The organism is Flavobacterium sp. (assembly GCF_043722275.1).
Classification (GTDB): Bacteria; Bacteroidota; Bacteroidia; order Flavobacteriales; family Flavobacteriaceae; genus Flavobacterium.
The window spans coordinates 1-25,373 of record NZ_JAYSPC010000004.1; the positions used below are offsets into that span (position 1 = coordinate 1).

A 25,373-nucleotide genomic window follows, 5' to 3' on the forward strand; every position below is an offset into this window, starting at 1 on the left:
CTGGTTATGGTTATATCGTGGAGCCTGGCAGGAATGGGGAATTGACGAAGTCGAAATGGCTGTACCCATGAGTCCGGATCAGGTATTGGCAAAACGTCATGGAATTTTCAAACACCAATCGCAAAAAGATGGTGTTGTTTTTCAGGGAACAGATGCCAGGGAATTTTGGCAAAGAGCCGAAGACAGAAATGCAGAAACAGCTAATTTGTACCAGGAATTAGGTTTAGCAACGTACGCAGCAATGGAAGCGTTTGTGAGATGGCATTACTAAGTTACTAAGGTTCGGAGTTGCTAAGATTCTAAGTTTTTATATTCGCCACGACTTGCACTATTTTTTGCTAATTAATTCGAGCTAATTCGTGAGATTCGTGGAGAAAAAAAAATCTTTTAAATCCTTTTAATCTTTTGCAAGAAAAATAAAAAAATAGAATAGATTTGTGCCAATAAGAAGCAAGTGAGAGAATTAGTCCTTATTCTACTTTCTTGCTTCTTTCTTTTAGAAAAAAAATGGAACCAGATAAAAAACTTCTCATAAAATTAGCTCATACAAAAATGCCTTTCGGGAAATACGAAGGAAAATTTTTAATTGATTTACCGGAATATTATGTAGTTTGGTATCATAATAAAGGTTTTCCTAACGGAGAATTGGGTCAGCAACTGGCACTTGTTTATGAACTAAAATTAAACGGATTGGAAGAATTGATTCGAAACATTAAAAAACAATATCCGAAACCTGTAAAATAAGACAACTACATACATTTATGGAGAATTTAGAACGGTCAAATGCAGGCCAGAATTTAAGTATTGCAGCATTAATAGTAGGAGTAATATCGATTATAGCTTCTTTTATACCTTGCTTTAATTTTTTTGGCTTGCTAGGTGGGATTATTACAATAATTTTGGCATCAGTTGGTTTATCTCAGGCAAAAACTGAAAATGCACCTACTTCATTAGCTATGATAAGCTTGTTTCTAGGAATTATTGCGGCAGTTATTTCAATTGTTTTTTTATTAGTTGGTGGTCTTCTAATGGCAATACTTTTAATGTGGAATTAATAAAATAAAGATAATAATATTTAAACATTGATGGATAATAACTCACAACAAAATGCAGGTCAGGGAATGGGTATTGCAGCACTGGTATTAGGCATTGTAGGTGTCCTTGTTTCATTCATACCATGTGTTGGTATAATTGCAATAATTTTTGGACTTCTTGCTATTGTTTTTGGCGCAATTGGTGTTTTACAGGCAAGAAATAATAATGTTTCTGCAACTTTGCCACAAGCAGGCTTTATTTTAGGAATTTTATCTATAGTAATTGTTATTGTTGTTATGGTTTTTATTGTAGCAAAAGTAAGTTCTAATATAAAGGAAAAGGATGAAAAAGATAAAATCACACAAGAGTTTGATTCAGAAAATATAGATTCGGTAAAAGTACAAGATTCTTTAAATACTTTAGAAATAACATCAGACACGATAAAGGTTAGAAAAACAAAATAAATCTCCTTGTGCAAATAAAATCTGCTTACGAAATAGAGTCTTATAAAAAGATAAACATGATTTTTATTGCATTTATTATGTTTGTTTTTTTTTATTGTTTTCTACTTCCTTATTTGAATTTTGGTATTCCATCTTCGTGCGAAGGAATGCCGTTGAGTTATTGCAAAAGCCGTGGTCTTACAAGAGCTTTTTCTCAAATATTGAGATTTAATTTCAATGAAGCCATTATCTATAATCCATATAGTATAAAAATTTTTTCTTTTTTTCTTATTCAATTGACAGTGCGTTTCATTATCAATAAAATAATACGCTTATCTAATTTTAGAATTGTGTTGATTTCAGACATATTGTTTAGCGTCCTATTCTTTATTTTTTCATTTTATAATCTGGTTTTAATATGAAGAAGATTAGGGTAATATTCAAAAAAAGGTCTAATTAAAAGTTAAAATTATCGATAACGGAAACATCTAATCGATCTATTTAAAAATTTGCAAATTATCTCATTCTCTAATTGATAAATTGTCTAATTTAATTTGTACTTTTGCCAAGTTTTTTACACAACTACATACAAACAACAACAGAATGAATCAAACAAAATATATTTTTGTTACAGGCGGTGTGACTTCTTCATTAGGAAAAGGAATTATCGCAGCATCTTTAGCAAAATTGTTACAAGGAAGAGGATATCGTACAACTATTCAAAAATTCGATCCATATATCAATGTGGATCCGGGTACGTTGAATCCATATGAGCACGGAGAATGTTATGTAACTGATGATGGTGCCGAAACAGATTTAGATTTAGGACATTATGAGCGTTTTTTGAATGTTCCTACTTCTCAGGCAAATAACGTTACTACAGGAAGAGTTTATCTTTCGGTTATTGAAAAAGAAAGAAGAGGAGAATTTTTGGGAAAAACAGTTCAGGTTGTTCCTCATATTACAAATGAAATTAAAGACAGAATGCAATTGCTTGGGAAATCAGGCGATTATGATATTGTAATTACTGAAATTGGCGGAACCGTAGGTGATATTGAATCATTACCTTATATAGAATCTGTTCGTCAATTAGTTTGGGAATTAGGAGAAAATAACGGAATTGTTATTCATTTAACTTTAGTTCCTTATTTAGCTGCTGCGGGTGAGTTGAAAACAAAACCGACGCAACACTCTGTGAAAACATTGATGGAAAGCGGAATCAAAGCTGATATCCTGGTTTGTAGAACTGAGCATGAACTTTCGGATGAATTGCGTAATAAATTAGCGTTGTTTTGTAACGTAAAAAGAGAAGCGGTAATTCAGTCTATTGATGCTTCAACAATATATGAAGTTCCTAATTTAATGCTTGAAGAAGGATTAGATGTTGTGGCTTTAAAGAAATTAGATTTACCTAAAAAAGCCGCTCCGGATTTAAAAAACTGGAATACTTTTTTACGCAGATTAAAAAATCCAAAACATACCGTAAATATTGGTCTGATTGGTAAATATGTAGAAATGCAGGATTGTTACAAATCTATTTTAGAGGCGTTTATCCATGCAGGAGCTTCAAATGAAACTAAAGTAAACGTAATTTCTATACATTCAGAACACATTAATAGTGATAATGTTGAAGAGAAATTAGGACCACTTGACGGAGTTTTAGTAGCACCGGGTTTTGGAGAAAGAGGTATTGAAGGAAAAATTGAAGCAGTTCGTTTTGCACGTGAAAATGATATTCCGTTTTTCGGAATTTGTTTAGGAATGCAAATGTCTATAATTGAATATTCAAGAAATATTTTAGGTTATGCTGATGCGAATTCAACAGAGATGAACGAGAAAACTCCTCATCCGGTTGTGGATTTAATGGAAGCACAAAAAACAATAACAGATAAAGGTGGAACGATGCGTCTTGGAGCTTGGAAATGTGATATTAAACCAAATACTTTAGCGCATAGAATATACGGACAAAAGACAATTTCAGAGCGTCACCGTCACCGTTATGAATACAATAATAAATATGCTGATGAACTGCAAAAAGCAGGTTTAAAAGCGTCAGGAGTAAACCCGGATACAGGTTTGGTAGAAATTGTTGAACTTGAAAATCATCCGTTTTTTATTGGAGTACAATACCATCCTGAATACAAAAGTACAGTTGCAAACCCACATCCAATTTTTGTAAATTTTGTGGCTGCTGCGGTAAATAAGCATGTAAATACGCATAAAAAATAATAATTAATTCTAAAAGATGTAACTTTTGGGGTCAACTCATTACTAATATCCTTAAACGAATAACTTTTTTTAAATAAATAATGGAAGAAAAAAAATTTGATCTTAATTCAATCATTGGTTTTGTATTGATATTTGGAATTTTGGTTTGGATTATGTACCAAAATCAACCTTCTGATAAAGAAATTGCTGCTGAAAAAGCCAAGAAAGAATTAGTTGCTAAACAAGAAGCACAGTCTACAACAGATAAAACAAAAACAGCTGTTTTACCGGTTACTGCTGCAACTCCAGGCGATACAGTTCAATTAGCGCAATTACAAAAAACATTAGGTGGTTTTGCTTATTCAGCTACACTTCCTTCTGCTAAAGAGGGTTTTACGACTATTGAAAACGAAAAGATGATACTAAAAATCGCCAATAAAGGTGGTTATATAGTTAAAGCTACATTGAAAGAATTCAAAAGGTTTGAGAAAAATTCCGGACAATTAGTAGAATTAATCAAAGACAATAATTCGAATTTAAGCATTCAGTTACAAACAACTGACAACAGAACTTTAAATTCTAAAGATTTATATTTTGAACCTACTTTGACTAAAAACGGAGGGGATCAAATATTGACAATGCGTTTGAAAGCTGGAGCAAATGAGTTTTTAGAATATAAATATATATTGAAATCAAATGATTATTTAGTTGGTTTTGATATTCGTACTCAAGGATTGAATAAAGTTTTAAATTCATCTAAACCATTAGATTTAGTTTGGGATTTAAAATCGTATAGAAATGAGAAAAGTATTTCTATAGAAAAACGTTTTGCTCAACTTGAATATGAATATGGCGATGAAAAATACAGTTCAGTAAGTTCTGGTAATGCAAAAGAAGATACTCCGGAAAAAGTGAGTTTTATCGCTTTTAAACAGCACTTTTTCGCTGCAATTTTAGCTACTGATAAACCATTCGAAAAATCAAAACTACAATCTGATGAGTTAGTTAAAGATGAAAAAATCGATACTACTTTTATCAAACAATTTAAAGCAACTGTTCCGTTAGCTTTCTCTCACGGAGAAGTAGATTATAAAATGAACTGGTATTTTGGACCATCAGATTATAAAGTATTAAAATCATACGATAAAAACTTCCAGAAAATTATTCCATTAGGATGGGGAATTTTTGGATGGATCAACCAATGGGTTTTTATTCCATTATTCGGATTCTTAAGTTCATATATTGCTTACGGAATAGCGATTATTATCTTTACGATTATCATCAAATTGGCCATGTCGCCAATTACATATAAGTCATTCTTGTCACAGGCAAAAATGAAAGTTTTACGTCCGGAGATTACAGAGTTGGGAGAAAAATTCAAAAAAGACCCAATGAAGAAACAACAGGAAACGATGAAATTATATAATAAAGCAGGAGTAAACCCAATGGCAGGATGTATTCCGGCATTGATTCAGCTCCCGTTTATGTATGCATCATTCCAGTTTTTCCCGTCGGCTTTTGAGTTAAGACAAAAAAGTTTCCTTTGGGCAGACGATTTATCTTCATTTGATGCCGTTGTAAAACTACCTTTCAATATTCCAATGTACGGAAGTCATATCAGTTTGTTCCCAATTTTGGCAGCAATTGCGATTTTCTTCTATATGAAAATGACTTCCGGAGATCAACAAATGGCAGCGCCACAACAAGAAGGTATGCCGGATATGGCAAAAATGATGAAAATCATGATTTATGTTTCGCCATTGATGATGTTGATTTTCTTTAATAGTTATGGTGCAGGTTTGAGTTTGTATAACTTTATATCTAACTTGATTACAATAGGAATTATGTTTGTAATTAAAAACTATATTGTTGATACAGATAAAATTCATGCTCAGATTCAGGAGAATAAATTAAAAGAGCCTAAAAAACAAAGTAAGTTTCAGCAACGTTTACAAGATGTAATGGAACAACAAGAGGCCACAAAAAAGCAGAATAAAAAATAATTAGAATATTAAAAAATCTCGATTTATCGGGATTTTTTTTTATCCAATATTCTTAAATTTGGAGTAAATTCTAAATTTAAAAGATTGCAATATACTTTATCAATGTCATTTTCGTTAAAGCTTAAAATTAAATTACATGATTTATAAAAAAATAATAATCGGATTACTTTTCTTAAATGCGGTTTTGGTTTCTGCACAAGATGTGAATAAAGTCGATGCCAGCGGAAAAAAAGACGGAGTCTGGAAAGGAACTTATGAAGTTTCTAAACGCCCACGTTACGAAGGAACTTTTGATCACGGAAAAGAAACGGGTGTATTTAAATTTTTTGATGATACCAAAAAAGGGGATGTTATTGCAACTCGTGATTTTACAGCCAATAACGGAAGTTCTTATACTATTTTTTATGATCAGAATAAGAACAAAGTAAGCGAAGGAAAAGAAGTAGGTAAATCGCGTGAAGGCGAGTGGAAGTATTATCATAAATCTTCAAAAGTATTGATGACATTGGAGAATTATAAAAATGGTAAATTAGAAGGACCAAGAACTGTTTATTATCCGGATTCTAAAATTGCCGAAGAAATGACATACATAAACGGACTAAAAGAAGGGGTTTATAAAAAATACGGACAAAACGGAACTCTTTTAGAACAAACTACTTATAAAAATAATGAATACAATGGCGATGCTGTTTTTTATGACGCTGATGGAGCTGTAGCTTCAAAAGGGAAATTTGTAAACGGTAAAAAGGCAAATATGTGGCAATTTTATCTTAAAGGAAAATTGACCAAGGAAGTAAATATGAGCGACCCAAAAAGCAGTTATCAGGCAGATTCAAAACCTAAAATGAATTAGATTTTCTTGAAATCTAAATCTGTTTTTGAGCGCAATAAATTTTCTCTACGATGTCATTACATAAACTAATCAAAACTATCACGATTATCAAAAATAGGGCTTATCTTTGCACCCTTGTGAAAATATAAACGATTTAAAATGAAACGTGTAGTTGTTGGACTTTCCGGTGGAGTAGATTCGAGTGTTGCTGCTTATTTATTGCAACAACAGGGATATGAAGTTATTGGCCTTTTTATGAAAAATTGGCACGATGATTCAGTTACTATTTCTAATGAATGTCCGTGGTTAGAAGATAGTAATGATGCTTTATTAGTAGCTGAAAAACTCGGAATACCGTTTCAAACTGTCGATTTAAGTGAAGAATACAAAGAGAAAATCGTTGACTATATGTTCAACGAATACGAAAAAGGGAGAACTCCAAATCCTGACGTACTTTGTAATCGCGAAATCAAATTTGATGTTTTCATGAAAATTGCCTTAAGTCTTGGTGCTGATTATGTGGCAACGGGACATTATTGTCAAAAAAATGAAATTGAAGTTGGTGGAAAACCGGTTTATCAATTAATTGCCGGAGCAGATAATAACAAAGATCAATCGTATTTTTTATGTCAGTTATCTCAGGATCAATTGGCAAAATCATTATTCCCAATAGGAGCTTTAACAAAACCTGAAGTGCGTGAAATCGCTGCTGAAATGGATTTGGTAACCGCCGAAAAGAAAGATTCACAAGGATTATGTTTTATTGGTAAAGTACGTTTACCGGAATTTCTACAACAAAAATTACAGCCTAAAGACGGTAAAATTGTTCAGATAGATAAAAATGATCCTATTTATACTATCGAAAAACCAACCGGTTTATCAGTAGAAGATGAATTGAAATTTGAAGCCCAAAAACCTGCATATCTTCCAACAATGGGAAAAGTAGTTGGGAAACATCAGGGAGCGCATTATTTTACAATCGGGCAACGAAAAGGACTAAATGTAGGCGGAACAACAGATCCGTTATTTATCATTGCAACAAACGTTGAAACTAATACAATTTATACTGGTTTAACAAGTCAGCATCCCGGATTATTCAAAAAAGCATTATTTATCGAAAAATCAGAAGTACACTGGATTCGTACTGATTTAGCATTAAAAGTTGGGGAAACGATGGAAGTAATGGCGAGAATTCGTTATCGTCAGCCTTTGCAAAAAGCAACTTTACACCAATTTGAAGGCGGAATGTATGCTCATTTTGATGAGCCGCAATCAGCAATAACCGAAGGTCAGTTTGCAGCGTGGTATTTCGATAATGAATTAGTTGGTTCGGGAGTAATTTCTTAGCTTTATACTTTTTTACAAAGGTTTAACCCTTTAAAAAAGTAATCATGAAGTACTATTTCATATTTTTTTTGATGCTATTTTCTTCTGCGATCTATTCGCAAGAAGATGCATGGGTATATTTTAAAGATAAACCAAATGCACAAGCTTTTTTTGATAATCCGTTATTGATGCTTACTCAGCGTGCTTTAGATCGCAGAACAAACCAAAATATCACCTTAGATCTTACTGATATTCCATTAGAAGAAACTTATATAAATCAGATAAAATCAAGCTCAGGAATCACCATCAAAGCAAAATCTAAATGGTTAAATGCACTTCATATTCGAGGAACCCAAGCCGATATTTTATCGCTTAAATCATTATCATTTGTCGATAAAGTAGTTTTTGCGAATAAAACTTTGAGTACAACTTTAAAAAAAGTTTCAGAGAACATAGTTTCCCAAACAAATGATAAGCTGAAAACGACAATTGATTATGCATACGGATCTTCTGCAAATCAAATTCAAATGTTGAACGGGCAAGTTTTGCATCAGCAAAATAAAACAGGTTCAGGTAAAATAATTGCTGTTATTGATGCTGGTTTTCCGGGCGTAAATACTGCTCAGCCTTTTAAAAGACTTATAGATAATAATCAAATTTTAGGAGGTTATGATTTTGTCAACAGAAGCGATAATTTCTATACAGGTGATAGTCACGGAACAATGGTGCTTTCCACAATAGGAGGTTACAAAGAAAATGCTCTTGTTGGAACAGCTCCAGACGCTTCTTTCTATTTGTTTATTACAGAATATGCTCCTACAGAAAATCCTGTAGAAGAATCATATTGGGTAGAAGCTGCCGAAAAGGCTGATAGTTTAGGAGTGGATATTATTACGACTTCGTTAGGCTATTTTGGTTTTGATAATCCTAATTATAGCCATACTTACAGCGATATGGATGGCTCGACAAATTTTATTTCCCGTGGTGCCGAAATTGCTTTTAGTAAAGGAATAATTGTGGTTTCTTCGGCAGGAAATGAAGGAAGCACAGCAGAACCTCATATTGGTGCGCCCGCAGATGCAGTTTCTGTGATTACAGTCGGTTCAGTTACGGCTTCAAAAATAAAATCAAGCTTCAGTTCTGTTGGACCCAGTTATGATGGCAGAATAAAACCGGATATTATGGCGCAAGGTACAGCCTCGGTAGTATCAGATACGGCAGGGAATATTGTTACCGTGAACGGAACTTCATTTTCATGCCCGATTATGGCTGGAATGATTGCTTGTTTATGGCAGGCTTTTCCAACTAAAACCAATAAAGAAATCAGGCAAATGATTCTTCAGTCTTCTGATAAATATGCTGCGCCAAATAATAATTATGGGTACGGAATTCCCAATTTTGGATCTGCTTTAGGAGTAGAAACTTTTGCGACCTCTTCTTCGCTTTTTTCTGTTTTTCCTAATCCGGCGCAAACAACAGTTTCATTTTTGTTTGAAAATAGTACCGCTTCAATTTCAATTTATTCTGTTTTAGGACAAAAGATTATTGAGAAACAAATAACAAATCAAAACCCAATTCTTTCTGTTGAAGCTTTAAAAAGCGGACTCTATTTTTATACTTTTGATGCTGACGGAGTTCATAAAACAGGAAAGATAATCAAACAATAATTGCATTTTTGAATGAATAAAATAACACAACTTTTTAATATAAAATACCCAATTATTCAAGGCGGAATGATTTGGAATAGTGGTTACAAATTAGCTTCGGCCGTAAGTAATGCGGGAGGTTTAGGTTTAATTGGCGCCGGATCGATGTATCCGGAAGTTTTGCGTGAACACATTCAGAAATGTAAAAAAGCAACCGATAAACCTTTTGGTGTAAACATTCCGATGCTGTATCCTAATATTGAAGAAATCATGAATATCGTGATTGAAGAAGGCGTGAAAATCGTTTTTACTTCGGCGGGAAATCCTAAAACATGGACTTCTTTTTTAAAGGAAAAAGGAATTACTGTTGTGCATGTAGTGAGCAGTAGTGTTTTTGGCTTAAAAGCACAAGAAGCCGGAGTTGATGCTATTGTGGTTGAAGGTTTTGAAGCAGGAGGACACAACGGACGTGACGAAACAACAACGTTGACTTTGATCCCAATGGTGAAAGAAAAAATACATATTCCGATTATCGCTGCGGGCGGAATTGCAACCGGACGAGGAATGCTTGCTGCAATGGTTTTAGGCGCAGATGGCGTTCAGGTTGGAAGTCGTTTTGCAGCATCTTTAGAATCTTCATCTCACGATAATTTCAAGCAAAAAATAGTTGAAGTAAAAGAAGGAGATACCCAATTGACCTTAAAAGAATTAGCTCCGGTTCGATTGATTAAAAATAAATTTTATAATGACGTTCAGGAATTATATCAAAAAGCACCATCAAAAGAAGATTTAGTACAGCTTTTAGGCAGAGGAAGATCCAAAAAAGGAATGTTTGAAGGAGATCTTGAAGAAGGTGAACTAGAAATTGGACAAATCGCCGGATTAATTCATGAAATACTGCCAGTTAAACAAATTGTTCAAGAAATGATAGCCGATTTTGAAGCTGCTTGCAAAGAAAAAGCTAAATTTGAGTTTTAATTACCTGCAAGAATTACATTATGAATACTATACGCACATATATTATTTTACTTTTTTTAGGATTTGGTTTTCAACAAGTTCAAAGCCAGTCGTATAGTTTTAAAACATCAGGATTTAGTGTTTTGGAGAAAAATGAAAGAGGTAAATGGGGAGAATGGTCGAATCTTGATTTGGTCAATTTATCTATTATTCTGGATACCAATAAACATAGAATTGTAGTTTATTCACAAGAAATTCAGCTTTTTAGCATTTTAGATTACATCGAACGCGAAGAAAATGATACTGATATCGTGTATTCTTTTATGTGTAAAGATAATGAAGGCCGCGAATGTAAGCTTTCAATTATTACCAGAAAAAAACAGGATTATCGCAAACAACTATATATTAATTACGACGATCATATTATTTTGTATAATATTTTTAGCGTTTAAAATTAAATAATAAACCCGACAGATTTTAAAAACCTGTCGGGTTTGCTACATAAAAACTTAGTATCTCAGCGACTCACCAACTTAGAACCTGTCCTAAGAAATATCCTTTATAAACTCATCATATTCTAGGTAAAACATTTCCAGAGCATTCATTTTTTCGAAAAAGAACTCAAAAATAGTACCCCAATTATTACGGTTGCTAAAACCTACACCTTGTATTTCAGTCCAGATTCTGCTAATGGTTTTACCACTTTCAAGAGTATAGTTTTTTTCGAAAACAAGATTTTTAATAAATTCCTCTTCCAGAATGTTTTTTAAAGCTTCCAGTTTTTCAAAATAAGCATTTCGTTTCTCGTCGCTTCTTTGTTCGATGTCGATCAATACCTGAGCTTTTTTATTGTCTACATAAAATTTAAAAGAAAAATCTTTAATTTTTGTGTCATAAAGTACCCACTTACGCGGATATTTTTCGGCGAAAGCGACCCAAAACTCTCTTTTTATTTTCTGTGATTCTTCTCTGCTGTACATTTTTTTATGGCTTTGATTTTAGAAAACTTGTAGAACCGCGTTTTCTGGACTATATTTATATTTTATTTGTCTTTTATTTGAAGGTACAAAAATAAACTTTGATTATGGATTTTCAAGATTTTTTGCAATATGTTCCTAATTTAATTCCAGTTGAATTACCGGCAGTTGATTCGCATATAAAAATGGCTCCAAAAGAAAGAATACAAGCCTTAAAAAATGCTGATTTAAAAATAGAGAATCCCAGAATTGCTGCTGTTATGATGTTGTTTTATCCAAAAGAAGGAAAAACACATTTGGTTTTAATTGTCAGAAATGCTTATAAAGGAGTTCATTCTTCGCAAATTGCTTTTCCCGGAGGAAAATATGAAATTACAGATGCAGATTATCAGCAAACTGCTTTGAGGGAAACTCATGAAGAAGTTGGAATCGCGCCTGAAAATATTGAAGTAATAAAACAATTTACTCCAATGTATATTCCGCCAAGTAATTTTTTAGTACATCCGTTTTTAGGGATTTCAAACCAAGAACTTTTATTTTATCCAGATGCCAGAGAAGTTGCTGATATTATAGAATTGCCATTATCTGTTTTTTTAGACGATGAAATAATTATAGAAGCCAAATTGTCAACTTCTTACGGTGATAATATTGTAGTTCCGGCATTTAATATTCAAAATCATATGGTTTGGGGAGCAACAGCGATGATTTTAAGTGAACTTAGAGATGTTTTGAAAATAACTTTTGAAGAAAATCTGTAAACACTAAAATTTAACAATTTGATATTCATTATAATAGCGATTTCTTTCCGAAATTGCTTTATAGTATTGCCAAACGAATAATTTTTGTATGTTTGCGTTCTAACAAAAAAATACAATACACTGCTATGGGATTGTTTAAACGAAATCCTTTTGGACATATATTATTCATCAAGAAATGGTTAATCCGCATTTTGGGTGCCATGACTCACAGGAGATATAGAGGTTTTAATGATTTGCAGATTGAAGGATCTGAAATTATTAAGACACTTCCGGATACAAATGTTTTGTTTATATCAAATCATCAGACTTATTTTGCTGATGTTGTTGCTATGTTTCACGTGTTTAACGCAAGTTTAAGCGGACGTCAAGATACTATTAAGAACATTGGATATCTCTGGCAGCCAAAGATGAATATTTATTATGTTGCTGCCAAAGAAACAATGCAAGCTGGTTTGTTACCCAGAATTTTAGCTTATGTGGGCGCTATTACAGTAGAAAGAACATGGCGTGCAAAAGGTGTTGATGTTACTGAAAAACGTGATGTGAACCCAAATGATACTGAAAATATCAGAATCGCGCTTGAAGATGGTTGGGTAATTACGTTTCCGCAGGGAACTACAAAATCATTTAAACCCGTTCGTAAAGGAACTGCTCACATTATCAAACAACATAAACCTATTGTAATTCCGATTGTTATTGACGGGTTTCGCCGTTCATTTGATAAGAAAGGATTGCGAATGAAGAAAAAAGGAATTCTACAGTCATTCATTATCAAAGAACCTCTTGATATTGATTATGAAAATGATACAATTGATGAAATCGTAGCAAAAGTAGAATTTGCAATTGAGCAACATCCATCATTCTTGAAAGTTATTCCAGCCGAAGAAATCAAAGCAGAAGAAGAACTTAATAAATTAAGAAGATGGGAATACTAGGATTTTAGATTTTAGAGTTCTGATTTTAGATTAAAAGTTTCAGGTTTCGGGGTTTTCTATTGGAAAAAAAATTTAGAAACTTGGCATCTCAGAACCTTAGTAATTTAGAAGAAAACCTTTTTTTAGAAATCAATTTTCTTCAACTCTTTGTAATTAGAATATAATCTACGTAATAAAGTTCCGTAAAGCAATCTGTAGATACACCAGAAAGTTCCAAAAAGTACTATAATCAGCAATAATAAAGCTCCAACAGAAAACAACATTGCTTTTCCGTTTAATGCCAGTTTTTCTCTGATAAAAGCCATATCAGGATTGTAAACATAGCCTATAAAGAAGCTAAGAATTGACGAAACTACAATCATTCCTAAGTTATACCAAACATAATATTGTACCGTTTTTCGGGTTTTTAAAATACTGCTCATTAATGTTTTTGTAGAAACTGTAGTTGTAATTGTTTTATAGTTTTTATAGAAAAAGTAAATAAAAACTAAAACTACAGCATAGTTAAAATACATCAAAACCTCCATATACAATATAATCTCCGGATGATTCATTTTTTGTAATGCATCGTCAACATTTGAAAAATAATTAGATACAGTCCAGAATAAAACCTCTAAAATGCTAATAATCAAAATCCACTTCACGATTGAAGATGATTTTTTATGAATCATTTTATAGATTTCTTTTTCAGAAATTTGTTGAAAAGAATCGGCGTTCTTTTTCCAGTCTTTTTTTAGTAAATCCAGTTCTTTCATAATAATTTTTAAGGATTTAGTATTTTTTTAAGTTTCCCCTTGATTCTATTCATTTTCACACGCGCATTCACTTCGCTGATTCCTAAGGTTTCGGCTATTTCTTGATAATCTTTGTCTTCTAAATACATAAAAACTAATGCTTTTTCGATGTCATTAAGCTGATAAACGGCTTTATACATCAATTTAATCTGTTCTTCTTCTTCATAATTGTAATCAACATCTTTTATAAAATGCTGATGACTTTCATACTCAACTGTTGAAACGGTTCTTTTTGTTTTTCGATATAATGTTATGGCGGTATTTAAGGCAACGCGATACGTCCAGGTCGAAAATTTACTATCGCCTCTAAATTTTGGATAAGCTTTCCATAACTGAATAGTGATTTCCTGAAACAAGTCCTTGTGAGCATCTTCGCCAGCAGTATATAATCTACAAATCTTGTGGATTATATTCTGATTTGCCTGCAATTGCGCAACAAATGACTGTTCTAGATTTTCGCTCATAATCTATTAGTAGTACTGCAATCAATTTTGTTACAGTGAATGATTATTTTTTTTGGAACAGATTAATAGTACGATTTTTTTGCCACGAATTTCACAAATTTTTCAAATTACTTTTTTCGCTTTAATTTGCATTAAGATAAAAAATAAAAGTCATTTTCGTTTATAAAATTCGTGATCATTCGTGTAATTCGTGGCGAACTTTTTATAATTTTCTAGTTTTATAATAATTCACCATTAAATCTACAAATTTACTATAACCTTCCATACCATCTTTTTGGTTATTTGTTTTTAAGAAATTATCATAAAAAACATGAAAACCCTTATCTATAAAAGTATCATATTGTTTCCAGAAATCCTGACTTTCCTGATAATTTTTTAAAATCCCAACATTGACGTTTTTCTTTAATTGGTTAAATATCTTTTCATCTTTAGCCTGCCACATTCCTAAACAATAACGCAAAGCAAAGCTATATCCCGAATATTGATAATATAAATTTTGATTTTTTACAGAAGCAAGAACTCCAATAAAATTGCATTCACTTTCACTTGCATAACCCATTTGATGCGCCATTTCATGACAAGTTGTAACGGGAAAATTATACATTGGCAACAAATCATTTACCTGAGCTTCATTTGTAAACGGATTCAAATAACCGCCAAAACCCATATAAGTTAGCGGTAAACTAAAAAGCGATTTTTTAACGCTTAAAACTTCATATTTAAAATACGGATATTGATTTGCAAGATTTTCATAACCACTTAAATTCATCTGAAAAGCCTGATCCTGAGAATACGGAAAAACAATTTTAGAGCCATCGTTTTTTGTAATCTGAAACTGAATTTCGTTTGTTTTTGCAATTAGTTTTTTGGTAAATGTCAATAATTCAGCATCAGAATATTCTCTTTCAATTTTCATTTTTTCGAAAAGTGGTTCTCTGTAATAATTAAATGCCCAAAGCAAATGAAAGAAAAAGTAAAATATAGAAAGACAGCTTAAAACTGTTAGAAGATTATCTTTCCATTGTAATTTCCAGGTTTTTCGGGTTTTCCAAATCCACCGAATTAATAATAAAATCAAAATAGAATAAATACAATCTCCAACCGAAAAAGGGATTTTACCTAAAACAATTCTGGAAAAATAAGAGATTTTCATGTAGAATCCGTTGCTGTAAAAGCGTTCTATAAATTCTGGGAAATACGGAAGGATTTTTAAAATGATAATCTGTAACAGAAGGAATAAAGGTAAGATGTGTTTTCTTTTAAGCATTTTGATTCTTATAAATTATTGTAAATATAAGAAACTATTTTTGCTGTATTTGTTGTTATCTTTATAAATTAAATTTTGCAGTTTTTTAATAATTATGGAAAAAGAAATTCAAAATATTTGGAAAGATCTTCATTATGAACTTCAAAAGTTTATATTTTCTAAAGTACAAAACAAACAAATAAGCGAAGATATATTACAAGATGTGTTTGTGAAAATTCAGCTTCATGTTCATACTTTAAAAGATTCTTCAAAACTTACTTCGTGGGTATATCAAATTACAAGAAACACTATTTTAGATTATTTCCGAAAAGATAAAAATATTGATTCTTTGGAAAATATTGATATTATTGATGATGATGCTGATGTAGATTTTTCGAATCTTGCAAATTGTATCAACAGTAAAATAAATAATTTACCGGATAAATATAAGGAAGCTTTATTGTTGACTATTTTAAAAGATTTTAATCAAAGAGAATTGGCGGAATATCTTGAAATTTCTTATTCTGGTGCGAAATCAAGAGTACAAAGAGGAAAAGAAAAAGTAAAAATACTTGTTTTAAATTGTGAAAACAAAGAGGAATTGAATCTGGATAACTTTTCTTAAAAAATGATTTGCGTCTTTTTTTAGAAGTTAGCGTCTATAATTTAGATTGAATTATTAATCGTAAATTATTAAAAAATGGACAAAATAAAAAAAGTCGAAGTACAAATTGTAAATGCTTTTGTTGATAATAACAAAGGTGGTAATCCTGCAGGCGTGGTTCTTGACGCTGAAGATTATACGAACGAGCAGAAACTAAAAATTGCAGCAAAAGTCGGACTTTCAGAAACAGCTTTTGTTTCTAAATCTGGTATCGCCGATTTTAAACTTGAATTTTTTAGCCCAAATCGGCAAATCGCTCACTGCGGACATGCAACAATTGCCACTTTTTCGTATTTAAGTCAATTAGGGAAAATTAAAAATCCAAATTCATCAAAGGAAACAATTGACGGAAAAAGAGATATAAAAATCATTGGCGAAATGGCATTTATGGAACAGCAAGCTCCAACTTACAGAGATGTTTCAGCCAGAAAGCAATTGGTTTTAAAATCCTTAAATTTAAAAGAAGACGATATTCCGTCAAAAACACCAATTACTTTAGTGAATACCGGTAATTCGTTTTTGATTATACCTGTTTCAGATATCAATATTCTAAGCAATATTAAGCCTGATTTTGATTTGATAAATCAATTAAGCGAAGAATTTGATCTCGTTGGGTATTATGTTTTTGCTTTTAATGGTATAAATTCTGAAAGAGATGTAACAACAAGAATGTTTGCACCAAGATACGGAATAGAGGAAGAAGCCGGAACAGGAATGGCTGCGGGAACGCTTGCGTGTTATTTATATGATAAATTAAGCAGTAATAAGAGTCATTTTTTAATAGAACAAGGTCATTTTATGAAAGTTCCGTCGCCAAGTTTAATTATTGTCGATTTAGTATTGGAAGAAAGTAAAATAAAAAAACTAATGGCAGGAGGAAAGGGGATAAGTACTTCAAAAATGATAATTGAAATCTAAAAATTAATTATAATTAGTTTTCTTTTTTATGGTCTAAAAGAATTATAAAATTTATAAATACAATTTTAATTATTACCAAAAAAGAGTTTAAACTTTGTAACTTTGAAACTCTTAATTGTTAAACTTCAAACAAAAAATAATGAGTCAGGAAATAAGAAATCTGGAGCCTAAAGCGCTATGGAATAAGTTTGCGGATTTAAACGCTGTTCCGCGTCCGTCAAAGAAAGAAGAACGTGTGATTGAGTTTATGAAAAACTTTGGAAACAGTTTAGGTTTAGAAACTTTTGAAGACGAAATCCGTAATGTAATTATCAGAAAACCGGCAACTCCGGGAATGGAAAACCGCAAAGCAATTGTTATGCAAGGGCATCTTGATATGGTTCATCAAAAAAATGCAGATACTGTTTTTGATTTCGATACACAAGGAATTGACATGTATGTAGATGGTGACTGGGTTCGTGCTCGTGGTACAACACTTGGCGCTGATAATGGACTTGGGGTAGCAACAATTATGGCTATTTTAGAAAGCAAAGACATTCCGCATCCTGCAATCGAAGCTTTGTTTACGATTGATGAAGAAACAGGAATGACAGGAGCTTTAAACTTAAAAGGAGGAATTCTTCAAGGTCAGATTCTTTTGAATTTAGATACTGAAGAAGATGATGAAATTGATATTGGCTGTGCCGGAGGAATTGATGTAACCGCTACAAGAACTTATAATGAAGAAGATGTTCCGGAAGGTTCAGTTGGACATATTATTACCGTAAAAGGTTTAAATGGTGGTCATTCAGGAATGGATATCAATAAAGGTTTAGGAAATGCCAATAAAATAATGAACCGTTTGTTATTTGATGCATTTGAAAACTTTGGTTTGCAAGTAGTTGAAATTAACGGAGGAAGTTTAAGAAATGCAATTCCGAGAGAAAGTGTTGCTAAAGTAGTTATTTCTGAAATGTTTGATGAAGCATATATTTTTGATATGCAGGAAATTATCAACGATATTAAAACAGAATATAAAACTACAGAACCAAACTTATCTATTGAAATCGTAAAATGCGATTTACCTGAAAAAGTAATGGATTTAGGAGTTCAGGAAGGAATTATCCGTGCTATTTATGCTGCTCATAATGGTGTTTACAGAATGAGTGCTGATATGGATGATCTGGTTGAAACTTCAAATAATATTGCCAGAGTTATTATAAAAGATGGTGAAATATCAATAGGATGTTTAACACGTTCTTCTGTAGAAACTTCAAAATTTGATTTAGCTAATGCATTGCGTTCTGCTTTTGAATTAGTAGGATGTGAAGTAGAACTTTCAGGATCTTATCCGGGATGGACACCAAATGTAAACTCTGAAATATTAGATACTTTGGTTGGAATCTACGAAAAACAAAACGGTGAAAAGCCAAAAGTTGTAGCTTGTCACGCTGGTTTAGAATGTGGGATTTTAGGAACAAATTATCCTGAAATGGATATGATTTCTTTTGGGCCAACTATTCATGGTGCGCATTCACCAGACGAAAGAGCAAGTATATCTTCTGCCCAAAAATATTGGAAATTTGTATTAGAAATTCTTTCAAATATTCCGGTTAAATAAAGTAATCAGTTTTCAGTCGCAGTATTCAGTCACAATTGGAACTGGATACTGCGAATGGGACTGAAAAAAGTATTAGTTTCCAGTGAAAGTTTTCAGTCTCAATAATTCTGAAAACTGTAACTGTGACTGAATACTAAAATTTAATCTCTTTTAGGAGAATTTTTCTTTTCTCTCTTTTCTTCTTTCTTTTCTTTAGCCGTTTTTAACGGTTCTTTTTTTGCTGTTTTTTTAGCATCCTGACTCTTTGCCATAATATTTAAATTTAGTTATTTTCTTTTTTGAATATAAGTAAATGTAGCTAAAATATTCTGATTTGTTTCTAAAATTATTTTAAAAAATCCCCGTCTATTATTAATAATTCCACTCCGGCGGCAGTTATAGAGCGATGAGAGCTTGCGTTGTCAGAAACTACATAAGTCATTCCTTTACTAAGTATGAACTTTTCTCCGCTTTCTAATTCACTAATAAATTCCCCTTCCAGACAATGTACTATATGTCCTTTTTGGCACCAATGATCAGCAAAGTAATTTTCAGAATAAGTAATTTTCCGAATTCGTAAACCTTCTAATTGCACCGTTTGCCAATATGCAATTCCGGTTTCTCCGGCGTGTTCTGTTCTGGTAATTAAATTCCAATCAATGTTTTGATAAGCGATTAAAGACATGGTTTATGTTTTGTTCGGTTAATAATCAAATATAAAGAAAAAGAAAAAATCCTCATTACGATTGTAAATGAGGATTTTGTTGTATGTTTTAGTGAGATTTAGTTTCGTTTCAATACTTTGTATTGTTCGTAACAACCGCTAATAGCGTCCATGATTTGCAAATCATTTGCTGATTGTATAAAGGCATCAGAATAATTGCAACGCTGTAAAATTTCAGGAATTTCATCTTTACTAACACCTAAAAGTACAGAAACTGTTTCACGATCATATTTAGATTCGAGAAGATTTCTCACGGTATCATCCTTCCTCATTTCTTTTAATTTTTTAAGTTCTCTGGCATTTTTTCCGAAGAAACCATAAAGAACATCGGCAGGATTAAAAATTGATCCTAATACTTTCCCGAAAGCATTTGGAGAATATTCACCGGCTTCATAACCTTGCGTAAGTCCTGAAATGCTATAACGATAGTTTTCTTTTGTTGGGATTAATTTTGAATCAACTTCAAGATATCCTGTTAAGTTAAAAGGAGCAATAATTACTTCTTCAAGAGCAATTGCTTTTTCAGTAAGCTGAATTCGGGTTACTTTATTTTTTATCCAGTCATTTGTTACCCTGATTCTTAAAGATTGAAATCCCAGAATAGAAAAGTGAATGGTATCGTTTAGCTGAACATCTATTTCAAAATATCCTTTTGCATCAGACTTTGCACCACGAACTTTATTGGTGTTGATGATATTTACATTAGCAAGAGGCTGTTTACTATTATCATTGATAATGTAACCTGATACTCTTTGAGGTACTGTAGACTCAGCGTCTTGTGCAAAACCGATTGTAGATAGTAGTGTAAAAAAGAAAACTGCGAAATATTTCATATCCTGATTTAAAGCACTAAAAGTACTAAATAGGGATTAAATATTTCGCAGTCTTCGAATATAATTATCAGAAAATTAACAAAGGAAAGAACTGTTGCTTCTGGTATTTAACTAAAAAAGGGTAAGGAGATTTAAATTAATTGTTTTGAATTACAAAACATATCTATTAAAAGAAGATTCTTTGTATAAAAAAATCCCAAATTCCAATTATGTCTGGAATTTGGGATTTTATATTTTAAGATAATTAAATTATTAATCTCTTCTTGGTCTTCTTGGTCTTGGTGAATCACCAAAGCTTTCAGAACGTCTTGGAGCTCTATCAGAACCACCTTCGGTTCTTGGAGTTGAACTTCTAAAACCACCTTCTCTTGGAGCAGAGTTTCTGTCGCTTCTGAAACCACCTTCTCTTGGAGCAGAGTTTCTATCGCTTCTAAATCCTCCAACGCCTCCGCCAGAACCTTCACGTCTTGGAGCAAAACTTCCTTCACGTCTTGGAGCAGAACTACGTCCACCGCCTCCACCGCTACTACGTCCGTTATGGTCACGTCTTCCGCCGCCATCATTTTTAGAGATTTCAACATTAATACGACGTCCTTCTAATTGTACGTTGTTTAATACTTCCATAACTTTATCAGTATGCTCAGGATCAGTGTTAAAGAAAGAGAAACCTTCTTTTACATCCACTTTGAAAACGTCATCACGACCTAAGTCTAATGTTTCTTTCAGGTAATCTTTAAGTGACATCCAATCGAAATTATCTCTTGAACCGATGTTTACAAAATAACGAACTGCTCCGTTATTATTGAATTCTCTTGGCTCAGCAGAATCACTTCTTTCGCGTCTTTCAGAACCTGAAGACTGATTAGAAATATCTCTGTTTTTCTTGTAGTAAGCAATAAAACGGTTAAATTCTACTGAAACCATTTTCTTAATCAATTCTTCTTTAGATAAACCTTCAAGAACATTGTTGATTGCTGGTAAATAGTTGTCAATTTCGTGATCAACTTCAGTATCTTTAATTTTGTTTGCTAAGTGCAATAATTGAATCTCGCAAATTTCGATTCCAGACGGGATAGTTTTTTCTTCAAACTTTTGTTTGATGATTCTTTCGATAGATGAAATTTTACGCAACTCACTTTTTGTAACAATTACAATAGAAGTTCCTAATTTTCCAGCTCTACCAGTACGTCCTGAACGGTGATTGTAAGTTTCGATTTCGTCAGGTAATTGGTAGTTAACAACATGTGTAATGTTGTCAACGTCAATTCCACGTGCTGCAACGTCAGTAGCAACAAGCATCTGAATTTGTCTTCCACGGAAAGATTTCATTACACCATCACGTTGCGCCTGAGATAAATCTCCGTGCAATGCAGCAGCGCTGTATCCATCTTCAATTAATTTTTCGGCAACAGCCTGTGTATCTCTTTTAGTACGACAGAAAACCACAGAGAAAATGTCTGGATTTGCATCGGCTAAACGTTTCAAAGCTTCGTAACGGTCACGTGCATTAACTAAATAAAATTCGTGAGAAACGGTAGCTGAACCTGAGTTTTTAGCACCTACTGTAATTTCTAATGGATCGTGCATGAATTGTTTTGCAATTCTTGCAACCTCTTGTGGCATAGTTGCAGAGAACAACCATGTACTTTTTTCGTCTGGAGAAGTTGAAAGGATGTTTACGATATCTTCGTAGAATCCCATGTTCAACATTTCGTCAGCCTCATCAAGAATACAATAGTTGATTTGAGAAATGTTTACCAATCCTCTGTTAATCATATCTTGCATTCTACCTGGAGTAGCCACAATAATTTGTGCTCCTCTTTTAATGTCTCTTGCTTGCTCTGTAATGCTAGCTCCACCGTAAACTGCTACCACATTAATACCTTTTTCGTATTTAGAGTAGTTTTTAATTTCGTTGGTAATCTGCAAACATAGTTCGCGTGTTGGAGATAAAATTAATGCTTGTGTATTTCTGTTGTTGGCATCAATTTTTTGAATTAGCGGAAAACCAAATGCTGCCGTTTTCCCTGTCCCTGTCTGAGCCAACGCAACCATATCTGTGTCTTTTTCCAATAATAGGGGAATCGCTTTCTCCTGTACTTCAGTCGGATTTTCAAATCCTAGATCTAAAATCGCCTTCAGTAACGATTCACTCAATCCTAATTGTTCAAATTTGTTCATATGTATTTTTAAAATAGGGTGCAAAATTACTGTTAATTATTCAGATAAACTAATGCTATTTTAAGAATTATGTATTTGTTATGATTTGATTATCAAAAAGTTATGTTTATCCTAAAATGTTTTTAATCATAAAACGAAGATTTTACTACAAAAACACGTCTTGAAATATAAATTTTAGACTATAAAATGTTGTATTTAAAACAATTATTTGGTTGTATTCAGGAAATCAATTAGTTGCCCCGTCGCTTTTGCACGATGGCTGATTTTATTTTTAATGTCCAAAGATAATTCTGCAAATGTTTCGTCATAATTTTCCGGCTTAAAAACTGGATCATAGCCAAAACCATGATTTCCTGTTTTCTCTAAAACAATAGTTCCTTTTGCAATTCCGGTAAATAAATGCTGTTCTCCTTTTATATTGAGTGCAATAACGGTTTTAAACTGGGCACTTCGATTCTCTTTATCTAATAAAGCTTTTAAAAGTTTATCCATATTATCATCAGCATTTCGTTGCTCTCCTGCATATCTTGCCGAATATACTCCAGGTTCACCGTTTAGTGCCGTAACTTCTAAACCTGTATCATCAGCAAAACAATCATAACCGTATTTTTGGGTTACATAATTAGCCTTCAAAATGGCATTTCCTTCAATAGTATCCGCAGTTTCAGGAATTTCTTCATGACAGCCAATGTCTTCCAGGCTTAATAATTGAATAGATCCTTTTAATATGCTTTGAATTTCTTTGATTTTATTAAGATTGTTTGAAGCGAAAACGAGTTTCATAATAAATAGTTTATGATTATATTATATAGGAGTAATTTAAAACACAAATTTAGAATTCTTATATTTGATATGTGACGAAAACTAAAAATAAATGAAGATCTCCGCACTCTATAAAAAAATAACACCTTTTGTTAAGCCATACAAAAAAATGGTAATTGCTACATTATTCCTTACTTTTTTAGGATCGTTTGCCGCACAAGTCAATGCCTTAATACTAAAATATACAGTAGATACAATTAATAATTTAATGGTTGCGCATGAACCATTATCAAAAGGATTCCATTTATTAGGTATAATTACTATTGTTTTGCTTTCTAAAGAATTGATTTATTCTATCGTACAATTTGGTCAGAAGTTTTATGGTGAAAAGCTTCGTATTTTTATAACCAGAGATATTTCTCAGGCTATTGTAGAAAAAATCTTAAGTTATAGAATGGAGTTTTATACTTCCGGTGAAAATGAAAGCGGAAAACTACAAACCAGAATTGATCTTGGCATTAGCAGTTTAACAAGATTGGTTCAGAATTTTTTTATTGATATTATGCCTTTGTTTGCCAATGCTTTTGTGGCGCTGATATTGATGTTTTATGCCAATGTGTATGTTGGTTTAGTAAGTTTATGTATTATTCCGATTTATTTTTATGTGAGTCAGCTTCAGGCAACTAAGTTAAGTGGTTTCAGAAGAAGAATGCGTAATTATCGGGAAACTAAAAATAACGGAATCATAAGTTTAATTGAATCCATAACTGTAATTAAGTCTTTTGTTCGTGAACCTATGGAAGCAGAAAGGCATCAGAAAATTCAGTTTGAAATGACCGAAAATCAGCTCGATACAAGAAAAACGAGTTTTATTTTTGAAAGTATAAAAGGTTTCATAGAACAAATAGGACTCGTTATTATCATTATTCTAACCGCTTATTTTGTTTTAAATAATACCATGACAATTGGAGCAATTATGTTTCATATTATGTTATTTAATAATGTTTCGTCGCCAATCAGGCAATTGCATCGTATTTATGATGAAGTAAACGATGCCTTGATATATTCCGAAGGATTCTTTGATATTTTAGAATCTGATAATGAAAAGGAGACGAGCGGTGATTATATTCCTGAGAAAATTTTTGGGCTTATAGAAGTTAAAAATGTGGATTTTGTTTATCCTAATGGAACAAAAGCGCTTTTTGATGTTAGTTTTACGATAAAACCAAACGAAAATACCGCTTTGGTAGGATTGAGCGGCGCCGGAAAAAGTACCATTATTAATTTATTGGATAAATTTTATCTGCCTTCATCTGGACATATTTATTTGGATGGAGTAGATTTGAACGATTACAATACCGATTTTCTTCGTAAAAATATTGGATTGGTTTTACAGAAGAATCACATTTTTAAAGGTACAATTGCAGAGAATATTCTTTACGGAAAACCTGAAGCAACGCAATCTGAAATTATAGATGCTGCCAAACAAGCTTATATTCATGAACAAGTCATGCAATTGCCTAAGGGTTATGATTCTGATGCGTATTTACTTTCGGGCGGACAACAACAAAGAATTGCTATTGCAAGATTGTTCCTGAAAAATCCGCCAATTATTTTTCTGGATGAACCAACGGCAAGTTTAGATGCTATAGCTACAGAGCAGATAAAAAAATCACTTGACGCCATTAAAAAAGACAGAACGGTAATTATTATCTCGCACAGTATTTCGCAAATTATAGATGCCTCTAATATAATTGTTTTAGAACAGGGAAAATGCGTCGAAAAAGGAACTCATGACGATTTATACGATAACAGATCTGTGTACTATAGAATATTTACCGCAATGGCAAATAGTTTAAACCTGGATAAGATCGCGCAAACGCTGGATTAGTTTTTGTAGGTGATTTGGAGATCTTTAGTCCTCCGGGCAATGTCATTAAGTTAAGGGGAAATCTATAAAATTACTTAACAGTTTAATCAAGAAAGTATTAGAAAAATCCGTTTTTATCAGCGTTTTCGCTTTAGCGAATCAGTAAAATCAGCGTCTAATTTTGACGCGGATAAAACAGATTTACTTCGTAAAAACGC

24 protein-coding genes and 1 pseudogene are annotated in these 25,373 nt (G+C 32.5%); 17 read left to right on the plus strand and 8 right to left on the minus strand.

Annotated elements, in window-relative coordinates:
• The 11 genes and pseudogenes from ACHZDT_RS00300 to ACHZDT_RS00350 form a co-directional block, all read left to right on the plus strand.
• A pseudogene (locus ACHZDT_RS00300) lies at positions 1-271 on the plus strand (glucosamine-6-phosphate deaminase); the annotation flags it as partial.
• A 236-nt stretch (positions 272-507) separates the two neighbouring features.
• A complete protein-coding gene (locus ACHZDT_RS00305) occupies positions 508-744 on the plus strand; it encodes a DUF3820 family protein (protein ID WP_213297790.1) in 237 nt (78 codons plus the stop codon).
• A gap of 17 nt (positions 745-761) precedes the next feature.
• On the plus strand, positions 762-1,055 hold the full coding sequence (locus tag ACHZDT_RS00310) for a hypothetical protein (protein ID WP_394772664.1): 294 nt from the start codon (positions 762-764) through the stop codon (positions 1,053-1,055).
• Between the two features lie 30 nt (positions 1,056-1,085).
• Positions 1,086-1,499, plus strand: a complete 414-nt coding sequence (locus tag ACHZDT_RS00315; protein WP_394772665.1) for a hypothetical protein — start codon at positions 1,086-1,088, stop codon at positions 1,497-1,499.
• Positions 1,500-2,081: 582 nt separating this feature from the next.
• Entirely contained in the window at positions 2,082-3,707 is a 1,626-nt protein-coding gene (locus ACHZDT_RS00320; RefSeq protein ID WP_394772666.1) for a CTP synthase, read from the plus strand.
• An 80-nt stretch (positions 3,708-3,787) separates the two neighbouring features.
• On the plus strand, positions 3,788-5,689 hold the full coding sequence (gene yidC, locus ACHZDT_RS00325) for a membrane protein insertase YidC (protein WP_394772667.1): 1,902 nt from the start codon (positions 3,788-3,790) through the stop codon (positions 5,687-5,689).
• Between the two features lie 136 nt (positions 5,690-5,825).
• The gene (locus ACHZDT_RS00330) at positions 5,826-6,542 is read left to right on the plus strand and encodes a toxin-antitoxin system YwqK family antitoxin (protein WP_394772668.1); all 717 of its coding nucleotides are present in this window, start codon (positions 5,826-5,828) and stop codon (positions 6,540-6,542) included.
• 138 nt (positions 6,543-6,680) lie between these two features.
• Positions 6,681-7,868 (plus strand): tRNA 2-thiouridine(34) synthase MnmA, encoded by a 1,188-nt coding sequence (gene mnmA / locus ACHZDT_RS00335; protein WP_394772669.1) that lies wholly within the window; start codon positions 6,681-6,683, stop codon positions 7,866-7,868.
• Between the two features lie 44 nt (positions 7,869-7,912).
• Entirely contained in the window at positions 7,913-9,514 is a 1,602-nt protein-coding gene (locus ACHZDT_RS00340) for a S8 family serine peptidase (protein WP_394772670.1), read from the plus strand.
• A gap of 12 nt (positions 9,515-9,526) precedes the next feature.
• Positions 9,527-10,471: an NAD(P)H-dependent flavin oxidoreductase gene (locus ACHZDT_RS00345; protein ID WP_394772671.1), complete on the plus strand. Its 945-nt coding sequence runs from the start codon at positions 9,527-9,529 to the stop codon at positions 10,469-10,471.
• Between the two features lie 20 nt (positions 10,472-10,491).
• Positions 10,492-10,902: a hypothetical protein gene (locus ACHZDT_RS00350; RefSeq protein WP_394772672.1), complete on the plus strand. Its 411-nt coding sequence runs from the start codon at positions 10,492-10,494 to the stop codon at positions 10,900-10,902.
• A 93-nt stretch (positions 10,903-10,995) separates the two neighbouring features.
• Here the strand turns inward: ACHZDT_RS00350 and ACHZDT_RS00355 are convergent, their stop codons facing one another.
• Positions 10,996-11,430, minus strand: coding sequence for a DUF4268 domain-containing protein (locus tag ACHZDT_RS00355; protein WP_394772673.1), 435 nt, complete (start codon positions 11,428-11,430; stop codon positions 10,996-10,998).
• 104 nt (positions 11,431-11,534) lie between these two features.
• Between ACHZDT_RS00355 and ACHZDT_RS00360 the strand changes: the two genes are divergently transcribed.
• Together ACHZDT_RS00360 and ACHZDT_RS00365 are read left to right on the plus strand one after the other, a co-directional pair.
• On the plus strand, positions 11,535-12,185 hold the full coding sequence (locus ACHZDT_RS00360; protein WP_394772674.1) for an NUDIX hydrolase: 651 nt from the start codon (positions 11,535-11,537) through the stop codon (positions 12,183-12,185).
• Between the two features lie 125 nt (positions 12,186-12,310).
• Positions 12,311-13,120 carry a lysophospholipid acyltransferase family protein gene (locus tag ACHZDT_RS00365; RefSeq protein WP_394772675.1) on the plus strand — a complete coding sequence of 270 codons (810 nt, stop codon included), beginning with the start codon at positions 12,311-12,313 and terminating at the stop codon, positions 13,118-13,120.
• A gap of 122 nt (positions 13,121-13,242) precedes the next feature.
• On the opposite strand, the gene ACHZDT_RS00370 is transcribed toward ACHZDT_RS00365, so the two are convergent.
• The 3 genes from ACHZDT_RS00370 to ACHZDT_RS00380 form a co-directional block, all read right to left on the minus strand.
• Entirely contained in the window at positions 13,243-13,875 is a 633-nt protein-coding gene (locus ACHZDT_RS00370; protein WP_394772676.1) for a hypothetical protein, read from the minus strand.
• Between the two features lie 8 nt (positions 13,876-13,883).
• Positions 13,884-14,378 carry an RNA polymerase sigma factor gene (locus ACHZDT_RS00375; RefSeq protein ID WP_089481356.1) on the minus strand — a complete coding sequence of 165 codons (495 nt, stop codon included), beginning with the start codon at positions 14,376-14,378 and terminating at the stop codon, positions 13,884-13,886.
• A 202-nt stretch (positions 14,379-14,580) separates the two neighbouring features.
• Complete coding sequence (locus ACHZDT_RS00380; RefSeq protein WP_394772677.1) at positions 14,581-15,645, minus strand: DUF3810 domain-containing protein; 1,065 nt, start codon at positions 15,643-15,645, stop codon at positions 14,581-14,583.
• Positions 15,646-15,739: 94 nt separating this feature from the next.
• Here ACHZDT_RS00380 and ACHZDT_RS00385 point away from each other — a divergent pair, with 94 nt between their 5' ends.
• From ACHZDT_RS00385 to ACHZDT_RS00395, 3 genes are all read left to right on the plus strand, one after another.
• Complete coding sequence (locus ACHZDT_RS00385) at positions 15,740-16,249, plus strand: sigma-70 family RNA polymerase sigma factor (protein WP_394772679.1); 510 nt, start codon at positions 15,740-15,742, stop codon at positions 16,247-16,249.
• Between the two features lie 75 nt (positions 16,250-16,324).
• The gene (locus tag ACHZDT_RS00390; RefSeq protein ID WP_394772680.1) at positions 16,325-17,206 is read left to right on the plus strand and encodes a PhzF family phenazine biosynthesis protein; all 882 of its coding nucleotides are present in this window, start codon (positions 16,325-16,327) and stop codon (positions 17,204-17,206) included.
• Positions 17,207-17,345: 139 nt separating this feature from the next.
• Complete coding sequence (locus ACHZDT_RS00395) at positions 17,346-18,806, plus strand: aminoacyl-histidine dipeptidase (protein ID WP_394772681.1); 1,461 nt, start codon at positions 17,346-17,348, stop codon at positions 18,804-18,806.
• A gap of 325 nt (positions 18,807-19,131) precedes the next feature.
• Here ACHZDT_RS00395 and ACHZDT_RS00400 read toward each other — a convergent pair whose 3' ends face one another.
• From ACHZDT_RS00400 to ACHZDT_RS00415, 4 genes are all read right to left on the minus strand, one after another.
• A complete protein-coding gene (locus ACHZDT_RS00400) occupies positions 19,132-19,470 on the minus strand; it encodes a DHCW motif cupin fold protein (RefSeq protein WP_394772683.1) in 339 nt (112 codons plus the stop codon).
• Between the two features lie 98 nt (positions 19,471-19,568).
• Entirely contained in the window at positions 19,569-20,342 is a 774-nt protein-coding gene (locus ACHZDT_RS00405; protein ID WP_394772684.1) for a carboxypeptidase-like regulatory domain-containing protein, read from the minus strand.
• Between the two features lie 252 nt (positions 20,343-20,594).
• Positions 20,595-22,523, minus strand: a complete 1,929-nt coding sequence (locus ACHZDT_RS00410) for a DEAD/DEAH box helicase (protein ID WP_394772685.1) — start codon at positions 22,521-22,523, stop codon at positions 20,595-20,597.
• 204 nt (positions 22,524-22,727) lie between these two features.
• Positions 22,728-23,306, minus strand: a complete 579-nt coding sequence (locus tag ACHZDT_RS00415; protein ID WP_394772686.1) for a non-canonical purine NTP diphosphatase — start codon at positions 23,304-23,306, stop codon at positions 22,728-22,730.
• A 91-nt stretch (positions 23,307-23,397) separates the two neighbouring features.
• On the opposite strand from ACHZDT_RS00415, the gene ACHZDT_RS00420 reads away from it, so the two are divergent.
• Positions 23,398-25,176, plus strand: a complete 1,779-nt coding sequence (locus ACHZDT_RS00420; protein WP_394772687.1) for an ABC transporter ATP-binding protein — start codon at positions 23,398-23,400, stop codon at positions 25,174-25,176.
• Positions 25,177-25,373: the final 197 nt, after the last annotated feature.